Annotated in this window: 12 protein-coding genes; 6 read left to right on the top strand and 6 right to left on the bottom strand. The window is 38.8% G+C overall.

What is annotated here, in order from left to right:
• Positions 1-52 precede the first annotated feature (52 nt).
• On the bottom strand, positions 53-412 hold the full coding sequence (locus ACXYSK_RS04115) for a DUF3397 domain-containing protein (RefSeq protein ID WP_025170012.1): 360 nt from the start codon (positions 410-412) through the stop codon (positions 53-55).
• Between the two features lie 245 nt (positions 413-657).
• Between ACXYSK_RS04115 and ACXYSK_RS04110 the strand changes: the two genes are divergently transcribed.
• Together ACXYSK_RS04110 and ACXYSK_RS04105 are read left to right on the top strand one after the other, a co-directional pair.
• Positions 658-1,908, top strand: coding sequence for a dicarboxylate/amino acid:cation symporter (locus ACXYSK_RS04110; protein ID WP_458625142.1), 1,251 nt, complete (start codon positions 658-660; stop codon positions 1,906-1,908).
• A 14-nt stretch (positions 1,909-1,922) separates the two neighbouring features.
• The gene (locus tag ACXYSK_RS04105) at positions 1,923-2,864 is read left to right on the top strand and encodes an ATP-grasp domain-containing protein (protein ID WP_458625141.1); all 942 of its coding nucleotides are present in this window, start codon (positions 1,923-1,925) and stop codon (positions 2,862-2,864) included.
• Positions 2,865-3,033: 169 nt separating this feature from the next.
• Here the strand turns inward: ACXYSK_RS04105 and ACXYSK_RS04100 are convergent, their stop codons facing one another.
• From ACXYSK_RS04100 to ACXYSK_RS04080, 5 genes are read right to left on the bottom strand one after another with little or no spacing between them, the layout of a single operon-like run.
• Complete coding sequence (locus ACXYSK_RS04100) at positions 3,034-3,897, bottom strand: YihY/virulence factor BrkB family protein (RefSeq protein ID WP_458625140.1); 864 nt, start codon at positions 3,895-3,897, stop codon at positions 3,034-3,036.
• Between the two features lie 42 nt (positions 3,898-3,939).
• Positions 3,940-5,994: a cation:proton antiporter gene (locus tag ACXYSK_RS04095; protein WP_458625139.1), complete on the bottom strand. Its 2,055-nt coding sequence runs from the start codon at positions 5,992-5,994 to the stop codon at positions 3,940-3,942.
• 11 nt (positions 5,995-6,005) lie between these two features.
• Positions 6,006-6,260, bottom strand: a complete 255-nt coding sequence (locus tag ACXYSK_RS04090; RefSeq protein ID WP_458625138.1) for a hypothetical protein — start codon at positions 6,258-6,260, stop codon at positions 6,006-6,008.
• Positions 6,253-6,810 (bottom strand): tRNA (mnm(5)s(2)U34)-methyltransferase, encoded by a 558-nt coding sequence (locus tag ACXYSK_RS04085; RefSeq protein WP_458625137.1) that lies wholly within the window; start codon positions 6,808-6,810, stop codon positions 6,253-6,255. The genes ACXYSK_RS04090 and ACXYSK_RS04085 overlap by 8 nt, the downstream gene beginning before the upstream one ends.
• Positions 6,794-7,741, bottom strand: coding sequence for a TIGR01212 family radical SAM protein (locus tag ACXYSK_RS04080; RefSeq protein WP_458625136.1), 948 nt, complete (start codon positions 7,739-7,741; stop codon positions 6,794-6,796). Before ACXYSK_RS04080 ends, ACXYSK_RS04085 begins: the two co-directional genes overlap by 17 nt.
• A 189-nt stretch (positions 7,742-7,930) precedes the next feature.
• On the opposite strand from ACXYSK_RS04080, the gene ACXYSK_RS04075 reads away from it, so the two are divergent.
• The 4 genes from ACXYSK_RS04075 to ACXYSK_RS04060 all read left to right on the top strand — a co-directional run bounded on the left by ACXYSK_RS04075 (position 7,931) and on the right by ACXYSK_RS04060 (position 12,791).
• Positions 7,931-10,117 (top strand): PTS transporter subunit IIBC, encoded by a 2,187-nt coding sequence (locus ACXYSK_RS04075; RefSeq protein ID WP_458625135.1) that lies wholly within the window; start codon positions 7,931-7,933, stop codon positions 10,115-10,117.
• 52 nt (positions 10,118-10,169) lie between these two features.
• Positions 10,170-10,988, top strand: coding sequence for an endonuclease/exonuclease/phosphatase family protein (locus tag ACXYSK_RS04070; protein ID WP_458625134.1), 819 nt, complete (start codon positions 10,170-10,172; stop codon positions 10,986-10,988).
• 148 nt (positions 10,989-11,136) lie between these two features.
• Entirely contained in the window at positions 11,137-11,862 is a 726-nt protein-coding gene (locus tag ACXYSK_RS04065; RefSeq protein ID WP_458625133.1) for a CppA N-terminal domain-containing protein, read from the top strand.
• The gene (locus tag ACXYSK_RS04060) at positions 11,859-12,791 is read left to right on the top strand and encodes a serine hydrolase domain-containing protein (RefSeq protein ID WP_458625132.1); all 933 of its coding nucleotides are present in this window, start codon (positions 11,859-11,861) and stop codon (positions 12,789-12,791) included. Before ACXYSK_RS04065 ends, ACXYSK_RS04060 begins: the two co-directional genes overlap by 4 nt.
• Position 12,792: the final 1 nt, after the last annotated feature.

Genomic DNA, 12,792 nt, shown 5'->3' with positions numbered 1-12,792 from the left:
GGAACATCGGATTGCCAACTTTGTTGAGGTGCTGGCGAAAATTGATAGTGATTTATTTCATCATAAAGATTTGAACAATCATGATGATGTAGATGAGCAATGTGAGTAGGAATCCAGCTCTCCAAAAGAATTTCAGAAATTTTGGATAATAAAAACTACGTTTTTTGCTCAAGAAGAAAAAGGCTAGAATGATAGCCAGCAAGGATAATGCTGCTCCCAAAACGGGAAGTTGATTGTGTGTAAAAACCTTAGCACTGATAAAATAATATTCAAAAATTAGAAAAGGAAAAGCCAAATCAGCAAAGTTGATGCCCCTTTTCTTTAACTTAAAGAATCTGCTCAGAATAATTGCTAAAGCCAAGGTTAATACCAAAAGCAAGACGGAAGCGAGTTTCATTAAAATCATAACAATATTGTATCATAAAACTTGAATAATAGAAAAGCATATTCTTTGATTTAACAGTGTTTTTCTAAAAATTTTTGTTTAGAAATTGATTTTTTATACTTTATACAAATTCAGTGTATGTTGAATACAAAAATGGTAATAGTTTGAGTCTTCAATATAAATCTTTTTTATGGTGACCATAGAAAATATATATTAGTCAGAAGAGAAGGTTAGTAGTAGAATGAGTAGCAAATAAAACAAAGGAGTTTCTTATGAAATTAGTTACGTTATGGTCAAAACTCTCACTAGGAATCCAATTATTGGTGGCTTTGGTCTTGGGTGTGATTGCTGCGGTCATATGGCCACAGTTCGCAGGATTTTATCAGTTTTTAGGTCAAGCCTTTATTAAATTGATCAATATGGTTATCATTCCACTAATCTTTCCAACTATTGTTGTTGCAGTAGCCGGCGTTATCGGGAAAAAATCTTTCGGGAAAATCTTGACCAAGAGCTTGGTTTACTTTTTTGCCGTGACAACTGCTATTACGCTCTTGTTTGTATTTGCTAGTTACTATTTAGGATTTGGACAAGGTGTGAACATTGGTCAAACTGGCGGAAACCTTGATGGAATTGCCAATAATGTAAAATTTAGCGAATTTCTCCTTGGTTTTATTCCGTCAAATATCGTCAAATCTCTTTCAGATGGTGCTCTATTGCCGATTATCGTTTTTGATATCTTTCTTGGTTACGGAATTGGTAATCTTAAGTCTGAGAAATCTCAGAAAATTATCGAAGGTTTCCAAATCTGGATTGAAGCCATCTACAAGATTGTTGCAGTGATTGTTAAATTATCACCGATTGGGATTTTTGGATTTATCGCCAAAGATGTTGCAACGACTGGTGTTGACAAGTTGATTGGGCTTGGTCAATTTGTAATCGGAACTTACTTGGCTTACGCTGTTTTAGTTCTCCTTATTTTCCCTTTGATTGCTCTATTCTTTAAAGTACCATATTTGTCAGCCTTTCGTGAAAATTGGAGTCTTTTGACACTGGCTTTTGTTACTGGTAGTTCTAGTGTTGTCTTGCCTTCACTTCTTAAAGATTTGAAAAAACAGGGCCATGACGAGCATACAATTGATTTAGTTGTTCCTTTAGGATATACTTTTAACTTAGAAGGAGCAGCAGTTTATTTCTCTGTAGCTACGATTTTTATCGCGCATACCTACGGCATTCAATTTTCTTTATCAAGTCTCTTGTTCACTGTTTTACTTTTGACTTTGATTGGAAAAACTGCGGCAACCGTACCATCAGGAGCTATCGTGGTTCTATTAGCTGCAGCACCTCAACTGGGCTTGCCAGTTGAAGGAGTAGCCTTGATCTTTGCAGTTGATTTCTTTGTCAATGCTGGCCGTACTATGATTAATGTTTTGGGTCAAATCTTAACAGTCAGCGTTATCGAAAAAACAGAAGGATATATTTTAGAAGAAGAAAAGGAAAGCCAACTATCAGTCAGCTTTTCTTAAGGAGATGATAAGTAATGAGTGAAGCAAAAGTTTATGTGATTCATGAGAATCTTGAATGGACCAAGCATTTGATCAAATGGTTGGAAGAACTAGAAGTCCCTTATGAACTGTGGGATTTGTCTAGTGGAATTTTGGATCTGCAAAGTCCACCGCCACAGGGTATCTTCTACAATCGTATGTCTGCGTCTTCTCACACAAGAGGACATCGCTATGCGCCAGAATTTACAGAGCAGGTGATTACTTGGTTAGAAGCCCACGGACGCAAGGTTGTGAATGGAACTGGGGCTATCAACCTAGAAATCAGTAAAGTCAAACAATATTTGAAGCTACATGAGTCTGGCATTGAGACTCCTTCGACAGTTGCAGTTTTGGGCCAAGAAAATATCATTGAAGCAGCCAGAAAATTGAACATCTATCCATTGATTACCAAGCACAATCGAGCAGGTAAGGGGTTAGGAGTTCAACTCTTCCAAAATGAAGAGGAACTGGCAGCTTATGTCAATAGTCCTCTCTTTGAACCATCAGTGGACGGGATTACCTTGTTACAAGCCTACATCAAACCAAGTGATGGACGCATCCGTCGTTCAGAGTTTATCAATCAGAAGTTTCTCTATACTGTTTCAATCGATTCTTCAGATGGATTCCAACTTTGTCCAGCAGATGGTTGTCAAATTGGCAAGAGACCAGAACAACTAGAAACGTCTGAAAAATTCCAGATTACAGAACCTTTACCAGATTCTCGAAGAGAAGCTTATGAGAACTTCCTTAAGAATGCTCAGATTGAAGTTGCTGCTATTGAATGGGTTCAGTCAGAGAGTGGTGATATTTATGTTTATGATGTAAATACCAACACAAACTACAATCCTACCGCAGAAAAAAATGCCAATATTTTTGCTCACCAACATTTGGCTCAATATCTAAAATCAGAGTTGCAAGCCCTAACGAGTGGACAATAAAGTACTAAAGAAAATCCCCCAGTATTAAATGACTGGGGGATTGATTTGTTTATACTTTTCGAAAATCTCTTCAAACAACGTCAGCTTCGCCTTGCCGTACTCAAGTACAGCCTGCGGCTCGCTTCCTAGTTTGCTCTTTGATTTTCATTGAGTATTAATCGATAAAAAATTATTGATTAACCTTGAAGTCTGGATCTTTAAGACTTTGGACACTCGCATTAATCACAGCACCGACAATCAATAACTTGGCAATGATAATGAACCAAAACATCATGACAACAACAATGATGGAACTGAAAAATCGAACGTCGACAAGATAGTTGACATAGTTATTGAAATAAGCTGAAAAGATGGTTAATAAAGAAATAAGAGTAACGAATACGAATAGACTTCCAGGAAGGACGTAACGAATACGACCGATTTTCACGTTTGGAAGTAAGTAATAAATCATGATGAGGATTGCAAAGAGGAATACATAAACTAAAGGCCCTGTAAAATTTTGTAAGTAACTAAATAGGGAACTCTCAGATTTCCAGTAGTTCTTAAGAAAGTCTAGTAACATATGACCAAACATACTAAAGAAGAGAATGATGGCAAAGAGAATCTGTAGACCCAAACTTACCAGGATACTCATCAGTTGATGAGAAATAAGACCTCTGTTCTTAGCGATTCCATAAGCTTTATTAAAAGCCTTTTGGAGGAAATTCATGGATTTTGAGAAGGTCCAAAGGGCTGATATCACCGCAAAACTCAAGAGTCCAGCAGATGGTTGTGTCAATACTTCGCGGGCAATCTTTGCTACTACGTCATAGATTGTATCTGGTAAAAATTCCTTTAGTGAAATCAGAAAATCAGAGATTGGAATCTGAAAATAGGGAAGTATATTGACCACTATCATGAGAAGTGGAAAGATTGAAATCAACCAATAATAGGCCACAGCTACACTGGTTAATTCAATATCTGAAACACGATAGTAGTGTAAAAAAGCTTTCAATAAGGGCCTATTAGTTAGTTGTTTCCACAACTCTTTCATTGCATAATCCTCCACAATATAGTCTCTCTTTTAACCTAAATCTTAATTTCTGCGAACTAATTCCATCATATCATAAGGTAGCGTGTTGGCTGATTCTTTTAGGGAATAAGTTTCTAGGTTGTTTACATTTTGTCGTAGTTTTTTAGCATACTGGGCTGAGATGAGTTTTTGTTTCTCGTACTCAAAGATGCATTTACGTTCTAGATAATAACCTCTCAACATTTCGTCGATATTATTGGGTTTAATACGATTGATAACCCGCTCCACAAAGGCACCACTGGTAATATGACTGGTTTCACGTAGACGAGAATCCTGCATAAAGCTAATTAGAGAACTCTTATAAATTCCTTTGAGGTTTTCCAAACTTTCGATGATGATTTCAGTGTTGGCTAGGTAGAGTTCAGCAATCTGGTCATAGTCAATAGCCAGAAGTCTTTGGGTTTCTTTGTTCTTCAAGGAACGAAGGGTTTTGCCAAATGTGAGCAACTCGTGTAGGAGAAAACGTATAATCCGAATAGAAACAAGGAAGTAGTAGGTTAGTCGAGAAGTGAAGTTTCGTTTAATATTTTTCTCCATGCTTTTCAGATAACGTTGGTAGACACGATATCCTCTTTCGCCGATTTTGCCTTCTTCGTAGGCCTGCTCCAAACCATCGCTCTCGATACTGAGAATCAATAGTTTCAGAGCTTCCCAGTCTTCCTGGATTTCCTTATTTTCCAGGCTGAGGATGAGGTTTTCAATCCGTCCATGATAATTATCGATCGCCGCATAGAGGGGAACCTTATTTTTGGTATTGTCCAAATCTTTCTCTAACTCCATGGCAACATCGTTTAAGATAGCGATGTGCATGAGCTGATCTTTAGATGGTTCTTGCTCTTCCGAAAGGTGTGGCAAAACTACTAAACCAGTAAGAAAACTGACCAGTGTTACACCTGCGACGAGAAAGAGAAGGAGAGGATATTCTTGCTCTAGATTTGACGGTATCAAGAGGATAGTAGCAATAGAAACTGTTCCCTTAACTCCAGAAAATGTTAGAAGAAGCATATCTTTGACATACTTGTGGAGACTTTTTTGAAGTTTCTTAATACGCAAAGCGTAAAACCCATAAATCATTACAAAGCGGATGGCAAAGAGTAGGAAGGTTAAAAGAAAGACTGTGACGAGAAGAAGCACTTTGTTGTAAAAAGCACTCTTCAGAATCGGCTCCGCAATCATCTCCAGTTCCATTCCCAACAGAACGAAGACAGAACCATTGAGCATAAAGGTTACAGTGTGCCAGACGGTTTCAGTCACAGTATCCACCTGGGCTTCGAGAAGATTTATCTTTTTAAAACGACTCGCTTTTAAAATACCAGCAACAACGACTGCGATAATTCCAGAAACATGAATTCCTTCAGCGATGAAGAAGGTTAGAAGTGGTAAACTAAGATCTAGCAGCAGTTCACTGGCTATATCAGTAGCACGGACACTGAGTAGGAAGGAGTGGAGGAATCGATTGATTAAAGCCGTCATAAGACCAACTGCAATCCCTCCAACGATAGAGATCGCCAGAGATATTCCTGCTTGAGTGATTGAAAAAGTTCCAGTTGTCCATGCGATGAGGGCTACACGAAAAGCAATTAGCCCAGAAGCGTCATTTAACAGGCCTTCTCCTTTTAAGATATTTGAAATGCGTTTTGGAAAGGTAAAACGTTCAGAAAGGGAAGCAAAAGCAACGAGATCTGTAGGACCAAGTGCAGCACCGACTGCGACGCAGGCAGCTAATGGCAAGCCAATCCAAAGGACATGGGCAAGGCCTCCCATACTCAATGTTGATACAAAGATAACAGGGAAAATAAGGTAGAGAACAATTTTCCAGTGCTTTAGAATAGAGGTTACATCTGCCTCTTGAGCCTCGCGAAAGAGGAGAGGACCAATCACTAAAGCTAGAAACAATTCAGTGTCTAAGTGATACTGGTTATTCGGTAAGCACAGACCAATCCCAATCCCCAGAAGTATTTGAATCAGGGGCATGGGTAAAAAGGGAAGTAGTTTATTGGTCGTACTAGAAACAATTAGAACAAGTAAAAATATCAAGAGATAAAAAAGTAAATCCATCTTCTACCTCCTTATTTTTGTTTTCGATAAGCTTCAAAAAGTTCCTTTTGTTCTTGGATTTTTTGATCAATCTTCGAGCAATCCTTGTGCTCGATTTTCTTTTGACAACGCTCCATTTCAAGTGTGATCATTTTTTTCTTGATTTTTAGCATCTTTTTGCTCATATGAGCTTCATCTAACATACCAACTTCCCGTTCATGTTGGGTTGATTCAACGAATTTGTGGCGAAGTCCTTCTATTTTATCTCGTAGGTATTGTTTATCCATGGCGATACCTTTCTAATTTTTCAATCATAACTAAAAATGGTGGATTGTTGATTTGGTTGAGGGTACGATAGATCGTAGCGGTATATTCTTGTTGTGGCAACTGACTGACAAAATCTAAGACAGCATCTCGCTCTATATTTCCCCCCTCATGCCCGTAGTATATCATGATGGCTATCCGTCCGCCCTTAACAAGCACCTGACAGAGTTTTTCTAGTGCCTCAAGGGTTGTCTGAGGTTGAGTGATAATGCTTTTATCAGCAGAAGGCAAATAACCTAGATTGAAGATAACCGCCTTGACTTCTGTCACATATTGATCCACAGTTTCGTGGCCCTGCAGGATTAAGTCTACATTGGTCAAACCTGCTTCTTGGATACGTTGACTTGTTTTTTCCAGAGCTTGTTCTTGGATGTCAAAAGCATAGACTTGTTTAGCCAATTTGGCAAGAAAAAGTGTATCGTAGCCATTTCCCATGGTCGCATCCACAACAATATCCTCTGGGGTAATGACTTGGGCAAGAAAATCATGCGCCATTTCAAGTGGTCTTTTCATTCATAAACTCCTGTTTTAAAGCCTTGCAACCTTGTACACTTCCTCGACGTCTCATTTCGGCTTCAATGCTATTTAAAACTTCCCATTTGTTGAGACTCCACATAGGACCAATCAACATATCTATAGGTGCATCTCCTGTAATTCGATGAATGACAATATGTTTGGGAATAATTTCTAGCTGGTCGCAGATGACTTTGACATATGCATCTTGACTCATCAGTTGCAAGCGCCCTTCATGATAATCCCGTTGCATTCGAGTGTTGGTCATGAGGTGAAGTAGGTGAAGCTTAATCCCTTGAATATCATTATCTGTAACACAACGGCGAACATTTTCAACCATCATCTCATGGGTTTCACCTGGCAAACCATTAATCAAGTGAGCAACAATCTCAATCTTAGGATATTTTCTTAAGCGTTTGACAGTCTCCACGTAGAGTTCATAGGAGTGGGCACGGTTTATCAATTCAGAAGTTTCTTCATAAGTAGTTTGTAAGCCTAACTCTACAGTAACATGCATTCGCTCTGATAACTCTGCCAAGTATTCGATAGTCTCATCAGGAAGACAGTCAGGTCGAGTACCGATATTGATGCCGACAACACCTGGTTCATTGATGGCTTGCTCATAACGCTCGCGAATCACTTCCAACTTTTCATGTGTATTGGTGAAATTTTGGAAATAAACCAAATACTTTTTGACATCAGGCCATTTACGATGCATAAAGTCAATCTCTTTATAGAATTGCTCGCGAATAGGAGCATCAGGAGCAACGATTGCATCTCCAGATCCAGAAACCGTACAAAAAGTACATCCTCCATGGGCTACGGTACCATCACGGTTGGGACAGTCAAAACCTGCATCGATAGGAACTTTAAATGTCTTTTCTCCAAATAAATTTCGATAATAATCATTCAAGGTATTATAAGATTTCATAGCTCATATTATATCAAAAATCACCAGCAAACTCAAAATCGGTAAACCTTTGAAGATTGTTAAAAAGTTTGAACATCAAAAAAAATAAAAAAAATCCTTTACAAAAAAATTTAAAGTGGTATAATAGAGGTGTTAAAAGTGCAAACGTTTTCGTAAAACGTTTGCCGAATAAATATAAAGGAGATTTGAATGATGAAAGCTACATTCAAAAATGTCTTGTCTTTCGAGTTTTGGCAGAAATTCGGTAAGGCTCTAATGGTGGTTATCGCTGTTATGCCAGCGGCTGGATTGATGATTTCAATCGGTAAGTCACTTGCATTGATTGACCCAAACCTTGCTCCCCTAGTTATTACTGGTGGCGTACTAGAGCAAATTGGTTGGGGAGTTATCGGTAACCTACATATCTTATTTGCTCTTGCTATCGGTGGTAGCTGGGCTAAAGAACGTGCTGGCGGTGCTTTTGCCGCTGGGCTTGCTTTTATTCTTATCAACCGCATCACTGGTACAATCTTTAGTGTAAGTAGTGATATGTTGAAAGATCCTAACGCTATGGTTTCAACACTCTTTGGTAACTCTATCAAGGTTTCTGATTATTTCATCAGTGTGCTTGAAGCTCCAGCTCTTAACATGGGTGTGTTTGTAGGGATTATCTCAGGTTTTGTAGGGGCAACTGCCTTTAACAAATACTATAATTTCCGTAAACTTCCTGATGCCCTCTCATTCTTTAACGGGAAACGTTTTGTACCATTTGTAGTTATTCTTCGCTCAGCAATCGCTGCAATTCTTCTTTCAGCTTTCTGGCCAGTTGTTCAAACAGGTATTAATAACTTCGGTATCTGGATTGCTAATTCACAAGAAACAGCACCAGTTCTTGCACCATTCTTGTATGGTACTTTGGAACGCTTGCTCTTGCCATTTGGTCTTCACCATATGTTGACTATCCCAATGAACTATACAGCTCTTGGTGGTACTTACGATATTTTAACTGGTGCAGCAAAAGGCACTCAAGTATTTGGACAAGATCCACTTTGGCTTGCATGGGTAACAGACCTTGTAAACCTTAAAGGTACTGATGCTAGTCAATACCAAACATTGCTAGATACAGTTCATCCAGCTCGTTTCAAAGTTGGACAAATGATTGGTTCATTCGGTATTTTAATGGGTGTGGCTGCTGCTATTTACCGTAATGTTGAAGCAGACAAGAAACACCAATACAAAGGTATGATGATTGCGACAGCTCTTGCAACTTTCTTGACTGGTGTTACTGAGCCAATTGAATATATGTTCATGTTCGTTGCAACACCTCTTTACCTTGTCTACGCTGTTGTTCAAGGTGCTGCCTTTGCTATGGCTGATATTGTTCACCTTCGTGTGCACTCATTCGGTTCAATTGAATTCTTGACTCGTACTCCACTAGCTATCAATGCTGGTCTTGGTATGGATATCATTAACTTTATCTGGGTAACAGCACTATTTGCAGTTATCATGTACTTTATCGCCAACTTTATGATTCAAAAATTCAACTATGCTACTCCAGGACGTAACGGAAACTACGAAACTGCTGAAGGTTCATCAGAATCTGCTGCTTCTGGTGAGTCAAAAGTTGCAGAAGCTTCTCAAGCTGTCAATATCATTAATCTTCTTGGTGGACGTGCGAACATCGTTGATGTGGATGCATGTATGACTCGTCTTCGTGTTACTGTACAAGATGCTGAAAAAGTTGGAACAGAAGAACAATGGAAAGCTGAAGGAGCTATGGGACTTGTCATGAAAGGACAAGGTGTCCAAGCTATCTACGGACCTAAAGCTGACGTTTTGAAATCAGATATCCAAGACCTTCTTGACTCAGGTGAAGTGATTCCTGAAACTCTTCCAAGTCAAATGGCAGCTTCTCAAAAAGGCGCTGTTGTATACAAAGGTGTGACGGAAGAAGTTTACTCAGTTGCTGATGGTCAAGTGATTGAATTGGAACAAGTGAAAGACCCAGTCTTCTCACAAAAAATGATGGGGGATGGATTTGCAGTGGAACCAGCAAATGGAAACATTGTATCTCCAGTTTCAGGTACTGTATCAAGTATCTTCCCAACTAAACATGCTCTTGGTCTTGTGACTGCAGAAGGCCTCGAAGTACTTGTTCACATCGGTCTTGATACTGTAAGCCTTGAAGGAAAACCATTTGATGTGAAGGTTTCTGAAGGCCAAGCAGTAGCTGCTGGTGATCTCTTAGTCAAAGCTGACCTTGGTGCTATTCAAGCAGCCGGTCGTGAAACTACAACTGTAGTTGTCTTTACAAATGGCGATGCAATTAAATCAGTTAAATTAGAGCAAACAGGTTCTCTTGCAGCTAAAACACCAGTTGCTAAAGTAGAATTGTAATCGATTAGGGGTTGGAAGTATTTTTCCAACCTCTTGTTTATAGGAGAAAAGCATGAAGTTTTTAACCCTTAATACTCATAGTTGGATGGAAAAAGATCCTGAAGAAAAATTTCAGCTCTTGTTGCAAGATATACTTGAAAACAAGTATGATTTAATTTGTTTTCAGGAAATTAACCAAGAAATCACCTCCGAGCAAGTAGAGGCTGGTCCACTTTATCATCCGTTACCTTCAGCAGAACTGATTCACCAAGACCACTATGTCCGCCTTATGGTAGAGAAATTAGCTGCAAAAGGACTCAAATACTATTGGACATGGGCTTATAACCATATTGGTTATGATCGTTACCATGAAGGTGTTGCAATCCTATCTAAAACACCAATTGAAGTGCGTGAAATTTTAGTTTCAGATGTGGATGATCCGACAGATTACCACACACGACGAGTTGCTTTAGCAGAAACAGTAGTTGAAGGTAAAGAACTTGCTGTTGCGAGTGTGCATCTCTCTTGGTGGGATAAAGGCTTCCAAGAGGAATGGGCGCGTTTTGAAGCAGTTCTGAAAGAATTAAATAAGCTTCTCTTATTAGCAGGTGATTTTAATAATCCTGCAGGCCAAGAGGGCTACCAAGCTATTTTAGCTAGTCCACTAAACTTACAAGATGCATTTGAAGTTGCAAAAGAAAGAAGTGGTAGTTATACTGTTCCGCCTGAAATTGATGGTTGGAAAGGAAATACTGAACCTCTACGAATTGATTATGTCTTTACAAGTAAAGATATTCAGGTAGAGCGTCTGCAAGTAGTTTTCGATGGCAAACAAAGTCCTCAAGTTAGCGATCACTATGGTCTTCAGGCAGAACTCTCATGGAAAAACTAAACCAGGATTTTTAGTAAAAATAAATAACTTCCCCTTCTACTGACAGAAGGGGTTGATTTATTTAAAGAGTTAATATAGTTAAAGTTTTTTATTGAATAACTTGTAAAATATCATAAAATCCTTTAAAATAAAAATGTTGGAGGAATTTATGATTGTAAATCAAATTATGCGTATGATCCCGACGCTAAAGGTAAATAATAGAAATTTAAATGAATCATTTTATATTGAGACTTTGGGTATGAAACCCTTACTTGAAGAGTCAGCCTTCTTATCATTAGGAGACAAATCAGGCATTGAAAAGTTAGTTTTAGAAGAATCACCAAGTATGAGAAGCCGTAAGGTTGAAGGGGTAAAAAAATTAGCTAGATTGATTGTAAAAGTAGAAAATCCATCTGAGATTGAAGCGCTACTAGCTAGAACGGAAAAGCTTCCTCAACTCTATAAAGGAAACAAGGGATATGCTTTTGAGGTTCTTTCTCCAGAAGGCGATTGTGTCCTTGTCCATGCGGAAGATGATATTAGAGATTTGGAAAAGGTTGAAGATGAATTCACTTTTTCAAAAGACGAGAACATGCAATATTTGACGGCGTTTGAAATCTCAGTGGAAGTTAACTTGCCAGAAGATACAAGCAGCCTACTTGAAAAAGAAGAAATCGAAAATCGAATCGCTTTTAGAGAAGCTCAAGGCGGTGATTTACTTGTTGAAAATAATGTAACTTGGGACTTGTCCATGTTGAAATTCCAAGTGAAAGAACTTGACCTAGCAAGTCTTCGCCAACGTTTTGAAGCTACAGGTTACTTTATTCCTAAATCTGAGAAGTTCTTCCTAACTAAGGATACCAACAATGTCGAATTGTGGTTTGAAGCAGTATGAAACAAAAAATCATTCAAAAAATAGAGCAACAAATTGAGGCAGGGATTTATCCTGGTGCCTCTTTTGCGTATTATCAGGATGGCGTTTGGTCAGACTGGTATCTAGGAAAAGCAAATCCTGAAATTGGTGAGAAGACGCGTGAAGGGTTGGTCTATGATTTAGCAAGTGTGAGCAAGGTCGTTGGAGTTGGGACGGTTTTAACTTTCTTGTGGAAGGAAGGAAAAATCGAGTTAGACCAGTCCATAACAGCTTATCTACCAGAGGCGGATTACCCAGATATCACCATTCGACAACTCCTCACTCATGCCACAGACTTGGACCCTTATATTCCCAATCGTGACCAGTTGAATGCAGAAGAATTGAAAGAAGCTATGTTTCATCTGAATCGTCGAGAGAAAAGAGCTTTTCTATACTCAGATGTGCACTTTCTCTTACTAGGTTTTCTTTTAGAATCTTATTTTGAAAAGGATTTGGATCAGATTTTACAAGAGCAAGTTTTGAATCCTTGGGGAATGAAGGAAACTCGGTTTGGTCCAGTTAGCAGTGCTGTTCCAACGGTTCGTGGACAGAAAGCAGGAGTGGTACATGATCCCAAGGCGCGTTTACTAGGTAGACACGCTGGGAGTGCAGGTTTATTTTCAACTGTTCATGATTTAAAAATCTTCCTAGAGCATTATTTACAGGATTCCTTTGCTGAAGACTTAAGTCAAAATTATTCAGACTTGGATGACAAGGAACGTTCATTGGCTTGGAATGTAGAAGGTGATTGGCTGGATCACACAGGTTATACTGGAACTTTTATCATGTGGAATCGACAGAAACAAGAGGCGGCAATCTTTTTATCTAATCGAACTTATGAGAAAGATGAGCGTGCTCAGTGGATATTCGATCGTAATCAGGTCATGGACTTGATTCGTGAAGCAGACTAAG

The organism is Streptococcus sp. V919, from assembly GCF_054353475.1.
This window is presented reverse-complemented; position numbering and strand designations above follow the sequence as displayed.